The 23,793-nt window shown below is 63.6% G+C and carries 18 protein-coding genes; 4 read left to right on the forward strand and 14 right to left on the reverse strand.

The annotated features are described in order from the left end of the window. Nucleotides 1-124 precede the first annotated feature (124 nt). From purU to DES47_RS26335, 11 genes are all read right to left on the reverse strand, one after another. Entirely contained in the window at nucleotides 125-994 is an 870-nt protein-coding gene (gene purU, locus DES47_RS26285; protein WP_133703758.1) for a formyltetrahydrofolate deformylase, read from the reverse strand. Further along, the gene (locus DES47_RS26290; protein ID WP_133703759.1) at nucleotides 991-1,578 is read right to left on the reverse strand and encodes an aminomethyltransferase family protein; all 588 of its coding nucleotides are present in this window, start codon (nucleotides 1,576-1,578) and stop codon (nucleotides 991-993) included. The genes purU and DES47_RS26290 overlap by 4 nt, the downstream gene beginning before the upstream one ends. After that, nucleotides 1,565-4,474 carry a 2Fe-2S iron-sulfur cluster-binding protein gene (locus DES47_RS26295; protein WP_133703760.1) on the reverse strand — a complete coding sequence of 970 codons (2,910 nt, stop codon included), beginning with the start codon at nucleotides 4,472-4,474 and terminating at the stop codon, nucleotides 1,565-1,567. Before DES47_RS26295 ends, DES47_RS26290 begins: the two co-directional genes overlap by 14 nt. Continuing rightward, a complete protein-coding gene (locus DES47_RS26300) occupies nucleotides 4,471-4,746 on the reverse strand; it encodes a sarcosine oxidase subunit delta (protein ID WP_133703761.1) in 276 nt (91 codons plus the stop codon). The genes DES47_RS26295 and DES47_RS26300 overlap by 4 nt, the downstream gene beginning before the upstream one ends. A gap of 26 nt (nucleotides 4,747-4,772) precedes the next feature. Next, nucleotides 4,773-6,038 (reverse strand): sarcosine oxidase subunit beta family protein, encoded by a 1,266-nt coding sequence (locus DES47_RS26305; RefSeq protein WP_133703762.1) that lies wholly within the window; start codon nucleotides 6,036-6,038, stop codon nucleotides 4,773-4,775. 416 nt (nucleotides 6,039-6,454) lie between these two features. Continuing rightward, nucleotides 6,455-7,825: an MFS transporter gene (locus DES47_RS26310; RefSeq protein ID WP_133703763.1), complete on the reverse strand. Its 1,371-nt coding sequence runs from the start codon at nucleotides 7,823-7,825 to the stop codon at nucleotides 6,455-6,457. After that, nucleotides 7,809-9,308 carry a gluzincin family metallopeptidase gene (locus DES47_RS26315; protein WP_133703764.1) on the reverse strand — a complete coding sequence of 500 codons (1,500 nt, stop codon included), beginning with the start codon at nucleotides 9,306-9,308 and terminating at the stop codon, nucleotides 7,809-7,811. Before DES47_RS26315 ends, DES47_RS26310 begins: the two co-directional genes overlap by 17 nt. A gap of 38 nt (nucleotides 9,309-9,346) precedes the next feature. After that, a complete protein-coding gene (locus tag DES47_RS26320; RefSeq protein ID WP_133703765.1) occupies nucleotides 9,347-10,240 on the reverse strand; it encodes an alpha/beta hydrolase in 894 nt (297 codons plus the stop codon). 45 nt (nucleotides 10,241-10,285) lie between these two features. Next, nucleotides 10,286-11,272 (reverse strand): N-acetyl-D-Glu racemase DgcA, encoded by a 987-nt coding sequence (dgcA, locus tag DES47_RS26325; protein WP_133703766.1) that lies wholly within the window; start codon nucleotides 11,270-11,272, stop codon nucleotides 10,286-10,288. Next, nucleotides 11,269-12,270 carry an N-acetyltransferase DgcN family protein gene (locus DES47_RS26330; protein WP_133703818.1) on the reverse strand — a complete coding sequence of 334 codons (1,002 nt, stop codon included), beginning with the start codon at nucleotides 12,268-12,270 and terminating at the stop codon, nucleotides 11,269-11,271. Before DES47_RS26330 ends, dgcA begins: the two co-directional genes overlap by 4 nt. A gap of 79 nt (nucleotides 12,271-12,349) precedes the next feature. Next, the gene (locus DES47_RS26335) at nucleotides 12,350-13,015 is read right to left on the reverse strand and encodes a cupin domain-containing protein (RefSeq protein WP_133703767.1); all 666 of its coding nucleotides are present in this window, start codon (nucleotides 13,013-13,015) and stop codon (nucleotides 12,350-12,352) included. A gap of 133 nt (nucleotides 13,016-13,148) precedes the next feature. On the opposite strand from DES47_RS26335, the gene DES47_RS26340 reads away from it, so the two are divergent. After that, a complete protein-coding gene (locus tag DES47_RS26340; RefSeq protein WP_133703768.1) occupies nucleotides 13,149-14,471 on the forward strand; it encodes a serine hydrolase domain-containing protein in 1,323 nt (440 codons plus the stop codon). On the opposite strand, the gene DES47_RS26345 is transcribed toward DES47_RS26340, so the two are convergent. Next, nucleotides 14,450-15,649 (reverse strand): aminotransferase-like domain-containing protein, encoded by a 1,200-nt coding sequence (locus DES47_RS26345; protein WP_133703769.1) that lies wholly within the window; start codon nucleotides 15,647-15,649, stop codon nucleotides 14,450-14,452. The two genes, DES47_RS26340 and DES47_RS26345, sit on opposite strands and share 22 nt — an antisense overlap. 175 nt (nucleotides 15,650-15,824) lie before the next feature. Between DES47_RS26345 and DES47_RS26350 the strand changes: the two genes are divergently transcribed. Continuing rightward, nucleotides 15,825-17,957, forward strand: coding sequence for a TonB-dependent receptor (locus DES47_RS26350; RefSeq protein WP_208115126.1), 2,133 nt, complete (start codon nucleotides 15,825-15,827; stop codon nucleotides 17,955-17,957). Between the two features lie 66 nt (nucleotides 17,958-18,023). Here DES47_RS26350 and DES47_RS26355 read toward each other — a convergent pair whose 3' ends face one another. Next, nucleotides 18,024-19,169 (reverse strand): M20 family metallopeptidase, encoded by a 1,146-nt coding sequence (locus DES47_RS26355; RefSeq protein WP_133703771.1) that lies wholly within the window; start codon nucleotides 19,167-19,169, stop codon nucleotides 18,024-18,026. A gap of 677 nt (nucleotides 19,170-19,846) precedes the next feature. Next, nucleotides 19,847-20,581 (reverse strand): AraC family transcriptional regulator, encoded by a 735-nt coding sequence (locus DES47_RS26360; RefSeq protein ID WP_133703772.1) that lies wholly within the window; start codon nucleotides 20,579-20,581, stop codon nucleotides 19,847-19,849. Nucleotides 20,582-20,702: 121 nt separating this feature from the next. Here DES47_RS26360 and DES47_RS26365 point away from each other — a divergent pair, with 121 nt between their 5' ends. Then, complete coding sequence (locus DES47_RS26365) at nucleotides 20,703-22,061, forward strand: hypothetical protein (protein ID WP_133703773.1); 1,359 nt, start codon at nucleotides 20,703-20,705, stop codon at nucleotides 22,059-22,061. A gap of 225 nt (nucleotides 22,062-22,286) precedes the next feature. Continuing rightward, nucleotides 22,287-23,609, forward strand: a complete 1,323-nt coding sequence (locus DES47_RS26370; protein WP_133703774.1) for an FAD-binding oxidoreductase — start codon at nucleotides 22,287-22,289, stop codon at nucleotides 23,607-23,609. The last annotated feature ends 184 nt before the right edge of the window (nucleotides 23,610-23,793 follow it).

Genomic DNA, 23,793 nt, shown 5'->3' on the forward strand with positions numbered 1-23,793 from the left:
TACGTGGCATCAGACTTGCGCTTGCCGGCTATTAACGGCGAGCTCGATGCCGTTGACAGAGCTGGAATCGTGGGAAGCCAGATAAAGCACGTTCTTCTCGATATCGTCCACGCTGCCACCCGTTCTAACCACCATGACGGAACACCACTGTGCGGTGCCCGTTGAGCAGCACGCGTCGTTCCGCATGCCACTGCACAGCACGGGCGAGCACAATGTTCTCCACATCCTTGCCCAGGCGCACGAAAGCCTCCGCGTCCATCGCATGGTCCACGCGCACGGTGTCTTGCTCGATGATCGGGCCTTCGTCGAGGTCCGCCGTCACATAGTGGCCCGTCGCACCCACCACCTTCACGCCGCGGCCATGGGCCTGGTGGTAGGGCTTGGCTCCCTTGAAGCTTGGCAGGAAGGAGTGATGGATGTTGATGCAGCGGCCTTCCAGGCTGCGGCACAGGTCATCGCTGAGCACTTGCATGTAGCGCGCCAGCACCAGCAGCTCGGTACCTGAGGACTCGAAGCGGTCCAGCAGCTGTGCTTCCTGCGCCGGCTTGTCGCCTTGCATGGGCAGGTGGTGGTAAGGCAGGCCATACCATTCGGCAATGCGGCGCATGTCGTCGTGGTTGGATATCACGCCCACCACGTCGACCGGCAGCTCGTCGCTGTGCCAACGGTGCAGCAGGTGATTCAGGCAGTGGCCGTGCTTCGACACGGCCAGCATCACCTTGGGGCGGTGCTTCGCGTCGTACAGGTCCATTTGCATGCCAAAGCGCTCGGCTACCGGCTCCAGCGCGAGGCGGAAGTCATCGATGGTCGTGAAGCGCGAGCCGGCGACGCGGAACACGGTGCGCATGAAGAAGAGATCGGTCTCGTCATCGCCGAAGTGGGACGACTCGCTTATGAAGGCGCCGCTAGCGGCCAGTGTCGACGACACGGCGGCTACGATGCCGACGGCGTCGCGGCAGCGGATGGTGAGGATGAAGGTCGGTGCGGTGGTCATGGTTCTATGTACAGTGCCTCGGTGGCATAGGTCAGCCAGTGGGCAAGGTACTGGTCGTTGGCGCGGTCGATGAGCAGCCAGACCTGCTGCGGCGCCAGGCGCAGCACGATCACCGCGATGTCGGCCAACCGCGTGCGCGTGCCCTGGCCGGGTTCGCGGACCTGGGCGCTGGCGTCCAGCAACCGGTCCAGCAGCGCGTCGAGCAAAGTACCTTTCAATTCAAGCGCGAAGATGCCGGCCGACTGGTCGATGGCATGGCTTGCGCCGCCTGCGGGTAGCTGCTGAAGGACCGCGTCGGCGCAGGCGTCCTGCGTGCCGATGTGCAGCCATTCGCTTGGGCTACGCCACAGCAGCAGCGGCTCCGAGCCGATAAACCTGCCAGGGCCAGGCAGGTCCGCCACACTGGTTGCCGATGCGATGGCCGGCGCGTCCCCGTTCAGGTGTCGCAGCGACAGCACACGCAGGGGTTCGACGATGCGTACGCTCAAGCCCTGGTTGTCCTTCGGCAGCAGGCGGGCCAGGGTGCCGATCTGCCCACGCGGCAGTGCCTGCAGTGGGCTCTGAATGGAATCAAGCTTTGCCATGAAGTCGCTCCCCCTGCGGGTCAAAGAAGAAGGGCTTCACCACCTCGGCCTCGATCGGTTTGCCCATGTGGTAGACGGTGATGCGTTCCCCGATGCGCTGCGTGCCCCTCTTCAGCATGGCCAGTGCCACCGGGTGACCCAGCGCCGGGCTGTGGCAGCTGGAGGTGATGAAGCCGTCGATTGGGGCCGGCGGGGCATGCGGCGCCACGTGCGCTCCCGCGGGCGGCAGCGTGCGGCGGTCCAGCGGCAGCACTCCGATCAGTTGCATTCGGTCCGCATCCTTTGCAGCGGGCTGCTGCAGCGAGCGGCGGCCGACGAAGTTCGCCACCTTCTTGGCCACGGCGCGGTCCAGTCCGACGTCGGACGGCAGCGTCGTGCCGTCCGTATCGCCGCCGACGTGGATGAAACCTTTCTCGGTTCGCATCACCATCAGCGCCTCGATGCCATAGGGCTGTGCATCGAAGGCCTTGCCGGCCTCGCTCAGCCGCTCTAGCAGCGCCTGCGTGTGCAGTGCCGGCACATTGATCTCGTAGCCAAGTTCGCCGCTGAAGCTGGCGCGCATCACGCGCAGGCCAACGCCGCCGTACTGGATCTCGCGCATCGTCATATGCTTCATATTCACGGGTGAGAGCGAGTCGTCGAAGCCTGCCGCCTGCAGCAGCGCCCATGCCTCGGGGCCGCCCACGGTGACATTGCCCCAGGCCGAGGTGATCGGCGTCACCAGCACCCGATGCTGGATGAACTCGCATTGCAGCCACTCCTCGAAGGCCAAGGCCACGCGGTCGACGCCGCCTGAGGTGGTGTTGACCCAGAAGTGGTTCTCACTCAAACGGGCGACGATGCCGTCGTCATGGATCACACCGGTCTCGTGGATGAGCAGTCCGTAACGCGCCTGGCCGATGGCCAGGCTGGACATCGTGCCGACGTACATCAGATCCAGGAAGGCCGCCGCATCGGGGCCGCTCACTTCCAGCTTGCCCAGTGGCGAGCCTTCAAAGATGCCGACGTGGGTTCGGGTGTGCAGGGCTTCGCGCTGGGCGGCGGCCAGGATGTCCTCGCCCGGCCTCGGATAGGCAGCAGGCCGCCACCAGCCGCCGAACTCCTCGAATGCGCCGCCACGTTCGGCATGCCATGCCTCGCCTGGCATGTGCTTCATCGGCTTGTAACGCGGGCCACTGCGTCCGGCGGCTAAAGCGTTCAGCGTCACTGGCTTGAAAGGCGGGCGAAACTTCGTCGTGCCCACCTCGGCCGGCCGGCGTTGCGTGTGCGCACCCATCAGCACCAGCGCGTTGATATTGCTGGTCTTGCCCTGGTCGGTGGCCATGCCCATCGTCGTGTAGCGCTTCAGATGCTCGACGGAGCGGTAGTTCTCGCGCGCGGCCAGCGCCACGTCGCTGGCGGCCACGTCGTTCTGCAGGTCCACGAACACCTTGCCTGGCTTCTTGCCCAAGGCCGCGAGGGCGGCATCGCTCGGCAAATTCTTGGCCGGCACGAAACCGACACCACCCACTGGCGCCGCAAGGGCTTCGCCACGGCCGACGGACTCAGCGTGCGACAAAGCCTTGTCCAGATCGAAGACGCCTGCGCAGGCGCCGACCATGGCCAAGCCAGGCAAGATGCGGTCCGGCACAAACATCGAGGACTCGTCAACCCAGCGGAGCTTGCCGCCGGCCATCGAGTACAGATTGACGGCGGGCGTCCAGCCCCCGGCGCTGGCAATGCAGTCCGCATCGATGCCCTTGGTTTGCCCGCCTCCATTGGCCGCGATGGTCACTCGTTTGACGGCGCTGCTGCCCTCCACGGCAACGATGCTGCACCCGCGGTGAACGAGTACGCCGTTCGGTTCGCTGGCCTTCGCGTCGAGCCTGTGGTCCACGATGGCTGCCACGTTCACGCCCGCGGCGACGAGCGAATGCGCTACGCCGTAAGCACTGTCGCAAGCCGCAGCGATGACGACGCATTGGCCACAGGCCACCCCGTACAGGCTGGCATAGCGCTCTACTGCATTTGCCAGCATCACGCCGGGGCGGTCGTTGTCCGGGAACAGCATCGGGCGCTCGAAGGCCCCGGTGGCAACGATGATCTGCTGCGCACGGATCTTCCACAACCGCTCGCGCAGGCCGCCGTGGCCGACGGTCTGCACGGCGGTGGCAAAGCCGTGGTCGTACAGGCCCAGCCCCGTGCAACAAACCTGCACCTCCACGCCAGTCTCTGCCAGCGATGCTTGCAGAGAGGCCAACAGCGCCGCGCCATGGCCGCCGGGAAGCGTCTGTGTTGCCAGCCAGCCGCCCGGCCGCGCCGCGCCCTCCAATAGCAAGACCTGCCGGCCCGAGCGCGCAGCTGCAGCCGCAGCCTGCATGCCGGCCGCACCGCCGCCGATCACCAGCACCTCCACCCGGCGCGAGACCTCGTCGTAGCGCTCGGGGTCGGGCACGCTTGCTGCAGAGCCGAGCCCGGCCATGCGCCGAATCGTCGGTTCGAACAGGTGCCAGTGCGGCCACATGAAGGTCTTGTAGTAGAAACCGGCGGGCAGCAGCGAAGCAAACTTGTTGTTCAAGGCCGCGATATCGAATTTCAGGCTCGGCCAGGCGTTGCCGGTCCGTGCCACCAGGCCTTCGCTGGCGGCTACGTCGGTGGCTCGCGTGTTGGGCGTGAGAGTGGCGCCGCTGCCCACGTCGAGCAGGCCGGTAGGCTCCTCGATGCCACAGGTGAAGATGCCGCGCGGGCGGTGCAGCTTGTAGCTGCGGCCCACGTGCACGATGCCCTGCCCCAGCAGCGCAGATGCCACTGTGTCGCCGGCAAAGCCGTCCACGCGCTCGCCGTTGAAGGTGAAGGAGAGGGGGCGCTGGCGGTCGATCCAGGCGCCAGGGTGCGCTTGCAGGCGGTAGCCGCTCATGGACGGGCTCCAGGCCGTGGATCGGTCATGCTGTAGACCGCATGAATCTCATGCGTCACCGTGTCGCGCACCAGGTTGAACCACATGCCACAGCCTGCGGTGTGCCGCCAGCGCTCGGCATGGTCACCCTTGGGGTTCTCGCGAAAGTACAGGTAGCGGCCCCAGGTCTCGTTGCTGCAGTCCAGCGGCGGGCGGGTGATGGCCGTGGTGCCGCCGCAATGGAACTCGGTCTCGGGGCGGTCGCCACACCAGGGGCAGCGCAATTGCATCATGTCGGTTTCTCTTTCTTTGAAATCGCTCAATGCGCGATGCCGGCCGCACCGGCCTCGTCGATCAGACGACCTGTGAGGAAGCGCTGCAGCTGGAACGGTTCGGCCAGTTCGTGGTTCTTGCCGGTGGCCAGCACATGCGCCAGCGTCCAGCCGCCAACCGGGATGGCCTTGAAGCCGCCGGTGCCCCAGCCGCAGTTCAGATACAGCCCCGGGATCGGCGAGGCGCCGATGATCGGGCTTGAGTCCTGCACGATGTCCACGATGCCGGCCCACTGCCGCAGCAGGCGCAGTCGGCCCAGCGAGGGGAACATCTCGGTGGTGGCGGCCACCACCTGCTGGGTGATCGCAAAGCTGCCGCGCTGGCCGTAGGACGCGAAATGATCGAGCGCTCCGCCAATGACGACCTCGCCCTTGTCGCTCTGGCTCCAATAGGCGCCGAGCGCTGGCGACAAGGTCACCGCGTTGAGCACCGGCTTGACGGGCTCGCTGACCATCGCCTGCAGCGCATAGCTGGTGATGGGCAACTCGAAGCCGGCCAGGCCGGCAAGCGCAGACGAATGGCCTGCCACTGCCAGCGCCGCCTTGTCGCAGCCAATCTCACCGTCAATGCCGCGCCGGCGGATCTTCACGCCGCTGATGCTTTCGCCTTTTCGAGTAAAACCTGTCACCTCGCAGTTCTGGATGATGTCGACGCCAAGCGCCGAGGCAGCGCGCGCATAGCCCCAGGCCACCGCATCATGACGCGCCGGGCCGGCGCGGCGCTGGATGAAGCCGCCGAGGATGGGGTAGCGCGCATCGGGCCCGAAATTCAGCCGCGGCTCCAGCGCCTGCACTTGGCGGGCATCCAGCAGCTCGGCGTCGATGCCGTTGCACTGCATCGCGTTGGCCCAGCGGGCCTGCGAGTCGAGGTCGTGCCGCGAGTGGGCCAGAGTCACGATACCGCGCTGACTGAACATGATGTTGAAGTTCAGCTCCTTGGACAGCTCCTCGTACAGGCGGACCGAGAAGTCGTACAGCCGTGCGCTCTCCGGATACAGGTAGTTGGATCGAACGATCGTCGTGTTGCGGCCGGTGTTGCCGCCGCCGATCCAGCCCGCCTCGAGGATGGCGATGTTGCGCACGCCATGGTTCTTCGCCAGGTAGTAGGCGGTGGCCAGGCCATGCCCGCCGCCGCCGACGATGACCACGTCGTAGCGGGACTTCGGCTCGGCTTCACGCCATGCCGGCGCCCAATCGGCGTGGCCGCTCCGCGAGGCGGCGAAGACATTCCAGGCGGAGTAATGAGTGCGCATAGTTTGTTGCGGTTCCGGTTGCTCAACGCATAGGGTACGAACCTTATGTCGCCGAGTCTTAGTGCTTCGTCGCCTTTAATTAGGCTGCCGGCTATTCAGCAAGATGGACTGCCGTTGGTGTCGACGGCTGGGCTACTGCCCGGGCCGCTTCCTGCCAATCATCTCCAGCGTGGGAGCGGCGACGCTCATTGATGCCAATCCTCGCGATGCGGCGATACCGGCGCCCAACAACGGAGGAGCGGCGAAGGCGTCTAGGCGGCTTTTCAAGCATGAGAAGTGTGAGCAGCTCCGGCGAATCAGTCCAAACATTGCGCCGAAGGCCATCCTGTCACTGACTGGCGAAAGGTCACCATTGGAGCATCGGCGACAGGAACCGATCCGTCGATTTGCATGCCTCGACCGTTTCACAGCGCGGCTCAATTCCCCTCCGCAGCGCGTGCAGCCTGCGTGGTCCGCACATAGCCACGGCCGCACACCGCCATGAGCAGTGCCGCGAGCAGCAGGGCGATGGAGGAAGTAGCCGTCATCGCCAGCATCAAGCCATCGGGACGCGGCTTCAATGCATCGGAAATGGCACCCACTATTGCCGGGCTGAGCGAGCCGAGGACCATGTTGAACATGATGACCAACGAGATGATTCGCGCGCGTAGCAGTGTTGGCGTCATCTCTTGCAGCGCGGTCGGAAACGCCATTGTGCCGGCCATCAGGAAGGTCTGTTGCAGGGCCATCAGCGTGAACAGCTGCACGGGCGTCTTGGCGAAGTAGATCGTGGCCGAAAAGACCCCGCTGATCAGCGCCGCAAGAGCCAGTACCCGCACGGCCAGCAATGGGCCGACGCGCAGCAGCATCCACTTCATGCCCACGTTGGCAATCATCAGCCCCACCGCCGCGGACACGAAGGTTGCGATACCCATGGCATTGCCCAAGTCCAGCGGCGTCACACCCATCTGACGCATGGCCACCACCGGGATAAAGGCACCGGTGGCGCCGAATCCAAATACCAGAAGCCCCACGGACAGCATGAAGGTGACAAAGGTGATTCGGTGACCGCGCAGAAACGCCCAGACGGAGGTTTGCCCTGGTGGCGTCGCGACCGGAGCACCTAGTTCAGGCAGTGGCAGCTTGCGCTTGTTGATCGGCAACAAGAGGATCATCGGGACGAACAGCACACCCGGCAGTGCCGTCGCAAAGAAGGCCAGGCGCCAGGTCGGCAAGGCTTGCAGCGCCTCGGGCAATAACGGCCGCCACAGGTCGATGGCATGGATCACCCAGCCGCAAAGTGCAATCACCAGGCCCACAACCAGCCGCCCGGTGACAACGAATAGCGAGTTCGCCAGTTGCCGCTGCGCGCCGCGGAACAATTCTGGGATCAGCGCATAGGCAATGGGCAACAGGCCCGCTTCGGCAGCACCCACCAGGGAGCTGGCCACGAACAACTCGTTGAAGTCACGCGTCAAGCCACAAGCCGCCACAGCCAGGCTCCAGGTGGCGATGCAGCCGGCCAGCACGGTGCGGCGGTCAAAGCGGTCCGAGAGCCAGGCGACCGGGTAGCCCACCAGGGCGGCAAACAGCGCCACGCTCACGCCCTGCAATAGGCCGAACTGGAAGTCGGACAGACCCAGTGCTTGGCGCAAGGGCTCGGCCTGCAGGCTGAATATCTGCCGGTCCATGTAGGTGTAAAGACCCAGCGCCACCAGCACAAGCAGGCTGGCCCAGGAAGCGACAGGCGCCTTGGCTGCAGCACCGCTGGGAAGTGGCAGCACGGCGGTTTCAGTCTGAGCGGGCATGGCGTTGCTCCAGTTGCTTGCGCAGTGCGTTGTCGGACAGGGATTCGCCCGTGGCCTGCTGCATCATCTCGTCCAGGTCATGGCGCGCACCCTGCTGCCAGATGCGCAGCGCCAGCCAGTCGCCAACGGGCTTGCAGTCGCCCGCGGCCACCCGAGTGTCCAGGTCCGGCAAGTCGCGCCGCAGCGATGCGAAGCACTGGGCCGCCACCATGGCTCCGAGCAAGTAGGCCGGGAAGTAGCCGAACATGCCTTGCACCCAGTGCGGGTCTTGCAGGGGGCCCTGACTGAAGGGCCCCAGTGGGTCCACGCTCAGTAGTCGACGCAGGCGTTCGTCCCACCAAGCAGGCACATCGTCGACTTCTATCTCGCTCTTCACCAGCGCGTGCTCGAGCTCGACCCGAAGGATGACATGCAAGGGGTAGGTCAGTTCGTCGGCCGCGACACGGACGCGGCCTGGCCGGATGCGGCGCAGCAATCGCATCAGGTTGTCAGGTTCGAAGGCCGCTTGGGGGCCAAAGGCCTGTCGCAACATCGGCGCAAGGGCCTGGACGAAGGCTGGCTCGGGGGCCAGTTGTCGTTCAAAGATCAGCGCCTGACCTTCATGCAGCGCGGCCGAATGCGGCCCCGCCAACGGCTGGCCCAGCCAGTCACGCGGCAGGTTCTGCTGGTAGCGCGCGTGGCCGGTCTCGTGCATGGTGCCGATCAGCGCAGGCAGGAAGTCGGCCTCGTCGAAGCGGGTTGCCAGCCGCACGTCTTCGGGCACACCGCCAGTGAAGGGATGGATTGTGGTATCTAGACGCCCGGCATTGAAGTCAAAACCCAGCATCGCCATCACCTGTTCGCACAAGCGCCGCTGTGCGGCGGCCGGGAAAGGGCCGATTGGCTCGATGGGCAGCGGGGCGCGCACCTGCGCTGCCAGGGCCTGCTCAGTCAGCTGCGGCAGCCACCGCTGCACCTCGGCGAACAGTGGGGTCACCCGGGCCATGCGCAGGCCAGGTTCCCAGCGTTCCAGCAGCGCGTCCATCGGCTGCAGGCCCAGGGCATCACCCAGCCGCGCAGCGGACTCGCGAACCACGACCACCAAGGGTGCCCAGGCGGCAGCGAAGGGGGCCCAGGCGTTGTCCTGTCTGGCCTGGGCCCAGGCTGCCATGGCCGCACCGACGGCCAGCTCGCGTCTCTCGGCCAAGGCCTGCGGAATTGCCGCCTCAATGCGGCGCGCCTGCCGCATGCGTGCGAAGTTGAGCGCCGCATCGCCCAGCAAAGGCTCCTGCTCTGCCGCCTCGAAATGGCGAGCCAAGACAGGCTCGGCCTGCAGTTGCTTGACCAGCATGGTCAGCGCTGCCTGGGCGGCCGCGCGCGCGGGCGCGCCGCCGGGCGGCATGTGGGTGAGGCGATCCCAGGTGGCGACTGCCTGCAGGTGTTCCAGATCGTGGATGCGCCGGTGGTGGGTCACCAAAGCGTCATAGGCCAGAGATTGACTCATCGGGACTCCTCAAGAACGCGACGGTGCGAGAACGGCGGCTAGCGTCGAAACGCGAAACGCACACCGCGCGCGATCCCCGCGGGCGGCACCATGTTGTGGTCGTCGCCCTCGTGCACCACGGTCTCCGCGTGCCAGCCCGGCGCGGCCAGCGCGCCGAGCCGGGCTCCAAGGTCCGTGGTGTTCAGCACCATGCGGCACTCTTCATTCATGTCGCGGAAGTCCTGCTCACCTGCGGGCAGTCCAGGAACAAATCGCACGGTTGATTCCAGCCCGCCCACGGTGATCAGCGCACGGGCATTGACCTGGCCGGCCCGTACCCGATCGCCGAAGGCCGCCTCATGCGCCAACACGGCTCGGTCGTTCCACCAGATCGACGGGCTGATGGACACGAACTGCTGGAACGACGAGGTATGCTGGAACAGTGCGTGCAGCGTCGTCAGCCCGCCCAGTGAATGGCCCATCAGCACTTGGTCCTGTCGGTTGATCGCCACCATCGCCTCGACACGGGGCTTGACTTCTTCCTCGATCACGCGGAAGTAGTTGTCCATGCCGCCGAAGCCCTCGGACGGCCTCGGCATTTTGGCAATGAAACCCTTGGTAAGCCGCTCGTCGGTGATCGGTGTCGTCAGGTCGATCATGCGTAGGTCCAGCGCGGCGCTGACGCTGTCGGTGGGGTAGCCGATGCCCACCACGACGGGGTCGATGACATCGGGCCAGCAGGCCTGGATGCGGGCGGTGTCGACGGCGATGCCGAAGTGCAGGTTGCCGTCGATCAGGTAGAGCACCGCGTGCCCTTCGGGAGACACGGGCCGCCGCGTCGGGATGGAGATGAACAGCCGGTAGTCACGGCCATTGACCTTCGAAGTGAAGTCGATGACGCGCGCATTCAGGGCCATCTCAGCGGTAGGTGTGGATGAAGCAGCGGATTTCATGCAGATCTTTCCCTCATGCCTTGAGTGGGTTGTCGGTCAGATTGGTCAGCCCCAAAGGGCCGGATGGGGCGGCTGCACCACCCCCTGGCTAAAGGTCATGGCATGGGTGCGGTCGGCGACCTGCAGCAAAGGCCCATCGAGATCGGCCCAGCGGGCAGCCTGGGCCACCAGAAATGCTGGTGCCATGCCCAGGGAGGTGCCGCACATATTGCCCACCATGATGTGGAATCCGCGCGCCCGGGCCTCGCCCACCAAGGCCAAGGCCTCGGTCAGGCCGCCGCACTTGTCGAGTTTGATGTTGACAGCCTGGTAGCTGCATTGCAGCGCAGGCAACGAGGCTCGATCGGTGACCGACTCGTCGGCGCACAGCGGGATCGGAGACTGTAGGAGCGACAGCGCCTCGTCCGCGCCCCGCGGCAAGGGCTGCTCGATGAGTTCGACCCCTGCAGCAAACAGATCAGGCATCAGATCGTCCAGCAGTGAGACAGTCCAGGCCTGATTGGCATCGACGACGATGCGGGCGTCCGGCAACTCTTCGCGCACGACGCGCAGCAACTCAAGATGGCGGTGTGCGTCAACCTTCAGCTTGATCAGCGGAAGACCGCGGGCCGCGCGGGCTCGGCGTCGAACGTCTTCGGGACTGCCCAGCCCTAGGGTGAAGGCGGTGATCACCGCCTTGGGTTCGGGTAGGCCGGCTGAGGCCCACGCCGGGATACCGGATTGTTTAGCCCGCAGGTCCCACAGCGCGCAGTCGAGCGCGTTGCGTGCGCCACCGGCAGGCAGAAGTCTCAACAGGTCGACACCGCGCAGGTCGTCGTGCAATTGCGCCGCGACTGCATCGATCTGCGCCGACATCGTTGCGGGCGTCTCGCCGTCGTAGTCCACCCCGGCGGCTTCGGCGCGGCCCGCGTAACCGTATCTGTCGGTCAGGGTGATGCCGATCAGGGGCAGGTCATGCATCACCGCGCGGGCGATTTCGAAGGGCTCGCGCAGCGGCCAGCGCTCCACTGTGATGTCGACTCGCAGCGTCATGCCAGCAGCGCTTGGGCGATCGCGTCTACGCCGCCACGCATCGGGTCACAGACAGGCAGGCCGAGCTCGTCTGCCACCACTTGGCGGTAGCGCGCCCATGCAGCGTCGTCGAGCGTTGACGAGTTGATCGCCACACCCACGCAGCGCACCCCGGGGTTCGTGAGTTGGGCAGCTTCGATGTAGCGGCGGATGGCCTCTCGAAGGCGGGGCAAGGGGATGTGCGGATAGTCCTCGATGGTGGTGCGGGAGGGGTCGTGGCACAGCACGATGGCATCGGGCTGCGAACCATGCAGAAGACCTAGGGTCACGCCCGCATAGGCGGGGTGAAACAGCGCCCCCTGGCCTTCGATGACGTCCCAGTGGTCTGCTGCGTTGTCTGGGGATACCATTTCAGCCGCGCCGGCGATGAAATCGGCCACGACCGCGTCGATCGCAATGCCTTCGCCGGCAATCATGATGCCGGTCTGGCCGGTCGCCCGGAAGCTGGCCTTCGCGCCACGCGCATGCAGCGCCCTGGTCAGGGCCAGCGCGGTGTACTTCTTGCCCAGGGCACAGTCGGTGCCGACAGTCAAGACACGCAGGCCGCTGCGCTTGCGTCCCGTCCCCGTGGGCAGTGGCCGCTCGGATTGGCGTACGTTCACCAGCCGAGCGCCACTGCGTGCGGCAGCCGCGACGAGGGCCGGATGGCTCTCCAGCCGCGTGTGCAGGCCACTGACGATGTCCAGTCCCGCGTCGAGAGCCTGGACCAAGGTTGGCACCCAGGAATCGGGTAGTTGCCCACCTACTGGAGCCACGCCGATCACCAAGGAACCCGCGCCCAGTGCTGCGGCGTCGGAAGGCGCGATCACGGGCAAGCCCAGGCTCACGGTGGCCTGCGGCAAGGCCCACTGGCCGATGACGTCAGCGGGGCACCAGTCTCGCAAACCGAAGCCGGTCTTGGCGTCAGACTTCAACGTGATCTCGCCAAGGAAGACGAGATAGGGTTTTCGCAGGTTCATCATCGTGTGGATAATATTTTATCCACACCCCTGCGTCAAGTCCGAGGGTGGCAACATGGCGCCGAGGCGCCGAGGAGGCTCACAGCGGCGGTGTGTTGGCGCTGACCACCACAGCCTCGACGTCGCCAACGTTGCGGAAACGATGGGGCAGCCGACTCGAAAACAGGAAGCCGTCACCAGGCCCCAGCACCTTTGTGACACCACCCACGGTGACCTCGACTTGGCCTTGGATGACGACACCACCCTCGTCGCCTTGATGACTGTAGGGCTGCGCGGCCGTCTCGGCACCCGGGGCATAGCGCTCAAGCAGCACTTGTAGGGGGCGGCCCTTGAGGTTGTGCCCGACTTGCAGCAAGGAGATGCCGCCAGCGCCCACCTCAAGCAATTCGTCGCGCTGGAAAAAGACCTTCGTTTCGGTTTCCGGGTCAAGCGAAAAAAATTCTGAAAGCGTTATAGGTAGGCTGTCCAAAATCTTGCGCAGGGAGCCGACCGAGGGCGAGATGGTTTCATTCTCGATGCAGCGGATGGTGCCGTGATTAAGGTCCGAGCGACGGGCGAGTTCGCGCTGCGACAGGCCGTGCAGTTCGCGAACGTAGCGCAGTCGCGCGCCGACGCCAGCGGGAGGCTCGTGCGCGACCGGCGTGGCGTCGCCGCCCTCAATCGCTCGAGTGCCTACAGCAGGCGACGCCTTGGTGGTGGCCGGCTTCTTGCGGGCCTCGGCGCTTTGCGTGGTCTTTGTCTTCATGTGGCGAGTGCGTATGAGGTGCGCTTGATCGAGTCACGGCTAGTCTAGCTGCCATCGATCGGCGCTTGTCGCAATCGCAAGGTGTGGTTAGGATATTGAACAACCATTCTAAATACCTTCACCGACTGACCGCATGATTGAACCAATCCCACTTCCCGCCGCATTGGCCGCGACGCTGACCAAGACGGCGCACGAATTCGGCCTCCCGGGCTTGGCAATCAGTCTGGTGGCGCCAGGACGATGCAGCATCTTCACCGCTGGCGTCGAAGCGCCGGGTTCTCAGCGGCCGGTGACAGGCAGCACCTGGTTCTCTGTAGCCTCCCTGGGAAAGCACGTCACGGCCTGCGCGGTGCTGGACCTCGCACAGTCCGGCACGTTGGACCTGGAGGCGCCGATCGGCCGCTACCTGCCTGATGTGCCGTCCGCCTGGTCGAAGCGCACCGTGCTTTCCTTGCTTCGGCACACCAGCGGGTTGCCAGAGTACCTTGCTTACACCGATGCTGAGTCGGTGCCGGAACGGCGCGACGGGTTCATGAGAACCTATGGGGGCATGGCCACGGCCTTCGAGCCGGACCAAGGGTGGATCTATACCAACACCAACTACATCCTGCTTGGCTTCCTGATTGCGCAGCTTGCTCGGCGGCCCTACGCCGCAGCGGTCCAGGCGCTTTTCGATCGGGTTAATTGTGTGGGTGCGACGGTGGCCGGTCCGCAATGGACACGCGAGGCCAACGAGCAGGGGCTGGGCATCGCGGGCCGCGATGTGGCCAGTGCCCAGCGTGAGGTGATTGGTGACGGCGATATCTCCTTCACAGCTCAGGGTGCGCTGGCCTGGCTGCAAGCTTTGCTGGGCGACCAGTTGCTATCGGCGGCGAGCATGGCGACGATGTTCTCGCCTGCACCACTGCTCACCGGGCGCCCGTCGCCCTATGGGTGCGGCTGGTTCGTTGATACGTTGCGCGGGGCTGTCATCGGTCACCACGCGGGCCACTACGACGGCTGGACCGCGATGGCTTTCTTGTCTCCCGCCCACGGGTGCGGCGTAGTGGCCATGTGCAACTTGGCTCCGGGCAATACTCGTGCAGTGCGCCATCTGGCGCAGCTCGCCCTGGAGGGATTCGCACCTGGCAGCACGCCCTTGTCTCTACCGGGCATTCCCGATGACTCTCCAGCCCTTACTAGCATGGCAAAAGCGCAACTCCTTCGCAACGGAACGGCCTTGGATCAGGGCTGCTTTGCCGAGGAGTTGCTGAAAGTCGTGTCCCACGGCAATGCGGTGCGCAATGTCATTAACCTATGGGCGGGCGACGAGCCACTGGTCTTTGAGCTGGTGGAGCAGCAGTGCCGCGCGACACACCGGCTGCGGCGCTACCGCATCCGGTACACGCACCGCGTCGAGCACTTACTGGTGGGCACGACTTCAGAAAACAAGATCTACTGGGCCTGGCCACTTTGAGCGGTCAAGGTGTGGCGCACCAGCTTCGCCAACGCCGCCACGCCCTGGGCTATCCGCGCAGGGGACTCCGTTGCGAAGGACAGCCGGACCGCGTTGCGCATCGGGTTGCGTGCGAAGAACGCGGCGCCTGGCAGATAGCTCACCCCGTGCTTGATCGCCAGTGGCAACAGTGACGCACTGTCTATCTGTGGGGGCAGCGTCATCCAGAAGAACATGCCACCATCCGGAATCTGCCAGGTGGCGAGATCGCGCATATGCGTGTGCAAAGCCTGCGCCATGGCGTCGCGTCCGATTCGGTACCGGATTCGCACGTCGTCCAAGTGGCCATCCAGCATACCTGTGCGCAGCAGGTCAAGCACAATGTACTGCGCCAATGTCGAACTGTGCATATCAGCTGCCTGCTTGGCTTGCACGAGAAGGTCGTGTACCGGCAAGGGTGACACGGCATAGCCCAGACGCAAGCCGGGCGCCAGCACCTTTGAAAACGAACCCAGATAGATCGTGCCCTCAGGCCAATGAGCCGCCACGGGTGCCGCTGGCGGCTGGTCGAACCAAAGATCACCGTAGGGGTCGTCCTCGAGCAATGGCAGCCCCATGGATCGCGCCTGCGCCGCAATCTGCACGCGCCGCGCATGCGGAATGCAGCGCCCGGTCGGGTTCTGAAAGTTCGGCAGCAGGTATAGCGCCCTGGCGCCGGCTAGCTCGGCCAGGCGTTCAGGCAGAGGCCCGGCGTCGTCACAAGCCGCCTCGATGGCGTCTGCCTCGTATGGCGCAAAGGCCTGCAGTGCGCCGAGATAGGTGGGCGCTTCGACCGCCACCTGGGTACCGTTTTCCAGCAGCATCTTGGCCACTAGGTCGAGTCCCTGCTGCGATCCACTGGTGATGAGCACTTGCGAGGCCTGGACGGCCAGACCGCGTTGACTCAGTCGCGCCGCGACCCATTCACGCAGCGCAAGCAGCCCTTCCGTCGTCGTGTATTGCAATGCTTCACGTGGATGCTGTGTCAGCACGCGATGCGAGGCCTCACGCACAGCCTCTGAGGGAAAACCGTCGGCCGATGGCAGTCCTCCGCCCAGCGACACCAGACCAGGCTGGCCCATGAGCTTCATCAGCTCGAGGATCATCGATGGGGCGAGCAGGCGGGTCCGGTGTGCAAATCTGAAGACCTTGGCGTTCATGTGTCGGGTTTCCAATCGGCTATTAAATGATCCATATGAGATTCAAGAATTTACGCTGGAGGCGCAAGCTCATGGTTGGATGCGCTTTGATCTAATCCGCGTATTCTCCGTTGACGGACATTATACTAACCAATACCATGGTCCGGCCAGACATCAACATCAAGGACTAGACCACATGGACACGTGTACATTCAAATGCTTGCTGACGCCGATTGCCGCTGTCGCGGTTGCCTGGCCAGCGATGGCGCAGACCGCCTCCAGCCCCGCTGAGGTTCTGCCGTCGGTAGTTGTAACTGCCTCCAAGCGCAGCCAGCTACTGATAGACGTGCCTTACTCGATCACGGCGATCGGTGGAAGCGAGATTGCCGACCGCGGCGTCACCGACATCCAGCAGATGCAATCGGTGGTGCCGTCGCTGTTCATCAACCAGAACGCACCTGGTGCCAGCCGCATCCAGTTGCGCGGCCTATCGCAGGGCGTGGGTTTCGGCGCCGCGCTGGTTGGCACCTACCTCGACGAAATCTCGCTAAACATGCCGGATGCCCAACGGTCGCTCGACGTTCCCCTGGTCGACATGGCTCGCATCGAGGTATTGCGCGGCCCGCAAGGCACGCTGTATGGCGATGGTTCGATGGGCGGCACCATCCGCTTCATCACGCGGGCGCCGCGACTGGACAAGCTCGAGGGCAGCATTGAGGCCGGCTTCAGCCAAGTGAGCGGTGGCCAGACGGGCTGGCGGGCCAACGGCGTGGTGAACGTGCCCTTGTCGACCGGAGTCGCCGGCCTGCGACTGGTGGCAGGCCATGAAGACCTGCCGGGCTGGGTAGACAACAGCGCAAATGGCACCAAGGACATCAACAGCGCCAAGCGTGATTTCTTGCGCGGCAAGCTACTGGTAAAACCGAGCGCGAATGTCGAGGTTTCGGCGATGTTCTTCCACACAGAAACCGACACCAAGAATGGTTCGGGTTCGAATGCCGACCGCAGCATCGCCTCGTACATCGCGTCGCCGACCAAGGACAAGACCGATCTGTTCAATCTGGTCGCGAACGTCGACCTGGGCAGCGTGCGACTAGTCAGTTCCACCGGCTACCTCGATCGCAAGATCGACACCACCGCTGAACTGACGGCCGTCTTCGCCGGTGCGCCCTTCAAGGCGCTGATTCTGCCCAAGCCAACATCAGGCGGCGCCTACCGGCAAGACATGTCGCAGAAGATTACGACCCAGGAGATTCGCCTGGAGTCGGATGACATCGGGTCGCTGACCTGGACGGCGGGAGGTTACTACCGGAAGACCGACACGCGTACCGTCACCTCGGATGTTTGGACCGATGCGACGTTTCGGCTGCAGGGTGGCTTTAACGGCACCGGGCCTACCAATGTGAAACAGTTGGCCTTGTTTGGTGAGCTGACCTATGCCCTATCGCCCAAGTTGTCACTCACTGGCGGACTGCGCTCGTTCAAGGAGAAGGCGGAAAACGTGGGCTCCAAGCTGCCGTCTGGCTTTGCGCCTCCAGGCACGCCTTCGACCCTTTATGACGACCATGCAGAGTTCAGCGCCACGACACCCCGGCTGAACATGCTGTGGCGCTACGCTCCCAAGGGCGCGCTCTATGCAACGGCCTCGAAGGGCTTCCGAAGCGGCGGCTTCAATGCCACGGCTACGCCACGCAACTACGGTCCCGAAGACATTGTCAGTTTCGAGATTGGCAATCGGGGCTCCCTGCTTGGCGACACTCTTCAATACGAAGTGGCCGCATATCACAACAAGTACAGCAACGTGCAGGCACAAGACCTGGCACCTGGCTGCACGCCCGCCACATGTCAGGCACTCACGGTCAATTCCGGCAAGGCCTCCGGGCCGGGTCTGGACATAACGCTGTCGGCGGCGCTGACGAAATCCGTGACGCTTGACGTGGCGCTAGGCTACTCGGACCTCGCCTATGACGTGACGACCGCGGAGCGCAACCAAGGCGATCCGTTGAACTTCGTACCCAAGAAGACGGCGTCGGTCTCGCTGAGCCAGCGATTCAACTGGGCGCCCGGCCTGCCCGGCATGGTCCGGTTGGACTACCAGCACTCCGATCCTGTGAAGTTCATCATTCGCAACCAAGGTGTGAACGCCAGCGGCAACAGCCTCGACACATTGAACGCACGCATTGGGGTGGAGATGCCCACCTGGCAGCTCTACCTGGAGGGAAGGAATCTCACCAACGCAACCGGCGTCACTCTCCCGGGAATCTTCGGCTTGCCTGACTACAGGATCGCGCCACGCTCAATCGGCGTCTTGGCGCGAGCCCAGTTCTGACGGACGTATCGCGGCGAACCCATGGCGCACATGTTCGTGGGTTCGCCGGCCGTCGGTCCGCCGACTCTACTTCAGCGTCTCCATCAGGCGCATCAACAGTCGCGCGCGAGGGATGATGCTGCTGATGTACAGCCGCTCGTCCAGGGTGTGAGCGCCGTCGCCGTCTACGCCCAGACCGTCGAGTGTCGGGGCGATCGCGGCGGTGTAGTTTCCGTCGCTTCCGCCGCCGGTCTTCAGGTCGACAAGCTCGAAGCCGATCTCGGCCGCCAAGGTCTTGGCGTGCTCGTACAGTGCTGCAATTCCTGGTGTCTTTTCATAGCCCGGGCGGTTGATGCCTCCCTCAATGGTCAGTGTCACCCCCGGCACTTGCGGTTGAAGGGAGCGGATGCGGCGAACGATTTCTTCGCCGATCTCGGGATTGGGCAGTCGCACGTCGACTTCGATCGTCGCTGAGTCTGGGACGACGTTAGACCGCGTGCCTCCCTTGATCGCGCCCACGTTCACGGTCAACTCGCGGGCATAGTCGGTCATCGCTTCGAGCGTCAGCACCTGATGGGCGATCTCGCGGATAGCATTTCGGCCCAGGTGGTGTTCAACGCCGGCGTGCGCGGCCAGACCATGCGCCGTAATCACAAAGTTGGCAATTCCCTTGCGCGCCGTGACGACCTTGCCGCCAGAGCGCGCAGGCTCGGTGACCAGCACAAACTTCGCACGTTGAGCTTCGCGCTCAATGTGCTCGCGCGAGGTGTCGCTCCCCGTCTCCTCGTCGCTGACCATCAAGTGCCGCACCGGCAGGTGGGTCTTCAAGCCCTCGCGTGCGAGTTGTCGCAAGGCGGCCAGCGCAAGGTACGTGCCGCCCTTCATGTCCTCTGCCCCCGGCCCGTATGCGCGATCGCCTTCGATGCGGAATGGCAGGGGGCCGGCCAAGGTGCCGATGGGGTGCACAGTGTCGATGTGGCTCAGCACGAGCACGCCAGGGCCGGCAGCGGCATCGGGTGGGCAGTGCCGGTCGTCAATGGCGAGCAGATGGTCGCCAAATCCATCGCGGCCGGCAATCCGCTCCACGCGCACGCCGATGGCCTCGTAGTCGGCCTGCACTCGTGCAGCCATGCGGGCCATACCATCTGGGTCATCGGTCGGGCTCTCGATCTCGATCCAGGCTCGAATTCCGGCCAAAATTTCATCCACATTGAGGGCGGGTGCAGTTGGCATATACAAATCCTTATGTAATGGATGAAGTGGGCGGCCTAAATAAGTGGATATTATACTATCCACACGGATGGCAAGGCGGTTCAGCGGAACAAGGCCGCACCGGAAGCCAGTAGGCCGACCTGCTGCACATTGACGCCAAGAATCTGGGCTCCATCGTGAGGCCGAGCCATCGCGTAGCAGGCAATTGCAAGGACTCGGTGTGATGTTCCTGCACGGCTCATGCATGCCTCACGCTTGAGCCGATTGGCTCGGCGCCGCAACGCAAGCACGCCGTGGCTCAGAGCTGCGACGAACGCCTTTCGACTCCATGTGGCGGATGCCAGAGATCAGGTCGCCAGGGCGGGCCATGAGTCATTTGGTGCCTCGTTTCGAGTGGCTGTCCAGCTTGACATGAACCATCACTGTGCCCCCAGTGTGATGGGCTTGAGGTTCATGGTGTACATGGGCGCGGGAGGGCAATGCTACGAAAGCAGCAGCGACGGGCTCAGGTTTCTCCGTTCTTCGCCGACCTGCCTGGTTGGCATCGGGGTATGCGCCAGTGCGCATCACTGGGCTTGCAAGCCGCAGGCGCTGGGGGGATCTCTCGTTGAGCCCAATGTCATTCGATCTGTCGATTCGGTGAACGCCATGTAGCGGATAAAACGGCATCGTCAAATTGAATGGCCCGCGAAAGACAGCTAATTGGAGCGCAGTCTTGCGCGATAGGCGCGAGGGCTGATTCCTTCAGTGGCCTTGAATCTTCGGCTGAACGCGCTGTGGTCCGCAAAGCCACACTCGTAGGCAATGGTGGCGATGGAAAGCTCTTGACGCTGCAACAACTGACGGGCCCGCTCCATCCGGGCGCGCTGCTGAAATTCTCCAGGAGACCGCCCGAGCAGTTGCATGAAGTCGCGGTCTAGTTGCGAGCTTGATACTCCCGCCGTCTTGGCCAGTAGGCCGAGCCCCAAAGCCTTCTCGGGGGCCTGACGCAGCCGATCCAAAGACTGTGCCACTCGATGAAGTCGCTGCCCCGCCGGGTCTTGGGCCTGCAGCCACTGCGCTGTGGCCACGACGCCGACGACGCGCGAGTTCGCGTTGCGCACCGGAAAGCGCGAAAAGAATAGCCATTGGCCTTTGGAATCGACGGGAGGCTGAAGTCCATGGCTCAGCTCGAACTGCTGAGTACACGCACGTCCGGTGCTGAGAACCTGTCGGTCCAAGTCTTCATAGTGTCCGGCCCTTTCTACGCCGAAGAACTCAGCGGCTCGGAAGCCCAACATCTGCTGCGGATGACGTACGCCGACAAGTTTGGCCATGGCGCGATTAGCTGCTCTGTACCGCAACTGCGCATCCTTGACGAAAAAAGGACACGATGTCAGGTGATCGAACATTTGCTCCATCAGGTCTAGGTCGAGTAGGCCGAGTCGGTTCATCGCGCATCCTTTCGGGCAATTTGTTATTGTGCCAGGATGCGCACCTGGGGCGCGGCATGCTCTCTATCGCGCGGGGACGGGATTACGCAGAATTCTGGTCGTCCAAACAATGGAGACACACATGCCAGAAGGCCGTCACGCCCACGATCGACAGTGGTTGGTTCAGCCCAACTCAGAAGCATTTCTTGTGAACTTTCTCTCGCAGGCATTGCAGGAATCGCCTGCAGCAGCGGGCCTCGCAGGACAGCTGTTGGAGGGGGCTGGTGTGCGCTTGCGAGATATCGTCGATTTTGTGCAGTTCTGCTCTCCGGCGCTGACCGACGATCTCGCCGCAGCTGGATGGTCCCTTAGCCCAAGCGGCCATTGGGAGAACCGGCAGGGCCTGTTTCCTCCCTTTGTTCCAGGCGCGCGGACTACGATCTGGTTACGTGTGGAGTCGTTGAGTCAGTTCTTGGCCGCGCGAGGCTTGCAGGTCGAAATCGAGGGTGACGCCCATGGCACGCTGCGGCGCGCCCGGGTGTTCTCCGAGGGGCCGATCAGCTTTGGCGTAGTAGAGCGAAACGGTCATGCCGGCTTTGATGTGCCTGTGCTCAGTGATGCTCAGATCCGCTTTGCACGGATGCACTCGCAGAGTTTTCGCGCCCGTCGGCGACAGTTTGATGCAGTCGAGGATGGCCTGCGCCACACCGAGACCCTGGTGGATGAGGCAGTGCAGGACCTAGGACCGCATTGGGCATGCTCGCTGTGGCTAAGTGCCGAGCGCGAGTACTGGTTGAGCCGCTGTTCCACGGGCCGGCTGCAAAAGGCCCGTCAAGACGCGTTGGGGATCGGTTGGGCCAACATCGATCACCACACATATGACGCTTCGCGCCAACACTTTCGGCACACGATCCGCATTCTGGAGAAACTCGGCTACCAATTGCGAGAGATGCTGTACGCCGGCGAGCTGGCCGGCTGGGGCAGTCAGGTACTTGAGCAGCCGGTGATCGGGTCGACGATTTTCGCCGACGTTGATCTGGCTCCCGAGGAGCTGACCATCGACTTCGCTCATGACGTGTTGCCACCGCTGATTCGGCATCGGCGCGCCGGGCTGCTAAGTGCGCTGTTAGGCGAATCGATCCTTGAAGCGGGTTTGAACCATGTGGCCGGGCTATTCGATCAGCGGAAATTGCGGGAGCAGTTGCAGGCCCGGCAAGTGCGTTTGATGAGCCCTTTCTCCGACATGCCCCACCTCTATCAAGAACTTACGGACGGAGACTGGGTGGCAGTCGATCCGAGGCGGGTCGATGCACTGGAAGCCGCCGGCCACCTGTCGGCGGCGAACGCTGAACAGCTCCGCCAGCAAGGTTCGATCGGCACCCATTTGGAGAACATTGAGCGCAATGACGGCTTCAAAGGCTTCAACCGTGAGGGCATCGACAGCGTGTTGCGCAAGCTCGATCCTCGGGCCTATCTGACGACATCTTCAATGTCAGCTTGAAACGGCGATAAGGGCCTGCGTCGTTCGAATGCGAATCAGGCCCCTTTCGAAGTCCATTCCGATAAGCAAGGGCGTTGGTTCTGTCGCAATTGGAATGCCCAGTTGCATTTGATCGCAGCGTCTTGCATCAGAGAACTCGATAGGTCAGTTCCGCGCCGGGGCATTCGGCGTTGCATGCCCGTTTGGCTACTTGGATTCCACGTTGGGAACGTATACGCATTGACCATGAAGAAGACGATTGACGAACGATTTCTCACCGACTGGAGCGGGTTGCGGCGTGGGGTGCCGGACGAACTGCACCGCCCCACCAACACCGACGAAGTGGCCGATATCGTGCGAAGGAGCCGCTCTAACCAACGCCGGATCACGGTGCAGGGTGGATTGACCGGCCTGGCGGGTGGCGCGGTTCCGGCCGATGGTGATGTGGTCATAAACCTCGAGCGCATGAATCAGATCGAGGACGTCGACCATGTCGAAGGCGTCATGCGGGTGCAGGCCGGCGCGAAACTGGAGGAAGTGCAGAATGCTGCCGCCGCGTCAGGTTGGTATTTCCCAGTAGATCTAGGTGCGCGCGGCAGCTGCCAAATTGGAGGAAATGCCGCAACCAACGCCGGCGGTGAACGGGTGCTGCGCTACGGCACGATGCGCGACTCGGTCCTCGGAGTCGAGGTGGTTTTGGCCGATGGCAGCGTGCTGGACTCGCTGACCTGCCTCGTAAAGAACAGTGCCGGAGTAGATCTGCGCTTCTTGTTCATTGGCTCGGAAGGCACACTTGGCATTATCACCCGCTTGGTGTTGAAGCTTCAGCCGCCTCCTGGCCCAGCCGCAGTCGCGATTGCGGGACTGCCCGACATGGAGTCTTTGGCGAAACTGTTGCGCCACTTGAAGCAAACAATGGGCAGCATGCTGCACGCCTACGAGTTCATGTCGCGTCGTTTCGTGGAGCTCTCTGCTTCGATCAGTGGTGTGCGCAACCCGGTCGATCCTGCGGTGTCCTGGGCGGTACTGATCGAGGCGAGGGGTGTGCGTGGTCAAGTCGTCGAGGAATCGCTGCAGGCCTCACTTCAACTCGCGCTTGAGACATCGCTCATCAGAGATTGCACAATTGCAACGAGCCTGGCCGACGTGGAAGCCTTCTGGCGCCTGCGCCAGAGCATCCCAGAACTCTTAGCGTACATGAAGCCAACGGTCAACTTCGACTGTGGGGTTCCATTGAAGCACATTGCGGGCTTCGTGGAACGCGTCGACGATCGCATGCGGGAGCACTTTCCTAGGGCAGAGCACCTGTTTTTCGGTCACCTGGGCGACAACAACATCCACCTGGCGACCGGGCCGCACCGCGAAGAGGACATGCATCGTGTCGACGAAATTGTCTATCAAGAATTGCGAGGTCTCCAGGGCACGATCAGTGCCGAACACGGCATCGGTTTCATCAAGAAGCCGTTCTTGGCTCAAACGCGCAACACAGGCCAGATCGAACTCCTTCGTAAGCTCAAGCAGGCGCTCGATCCGCAACACCTACTCAATCCAGGGCGTGTGATCGACTGAGCACCTGAGGCGCTTGCGTTGGCCTCGATACGGCGTTCTTGATACATCAAGTCAGAAAGCCGCTGCCATTGCATCGGCAATATGCGTTCTTATCGCGCGAGCCCCGTGATGGGGGTATCGTTTGGCGGCACGCCCCCTGCCCAATTGACCGAGACCGCAGAGACCAATTCCCTCGCGGGTGTTA

It is taken from the genome of Roseateles toxinivorans, assembly GCF_004362525.1.
GTDB lineage: Bacteria > Pseudomonadota > Gammaproteobacteria > Burkholderiales > Burkholderiaceae_C > Paucibacter > Paucibacter toxinivorans.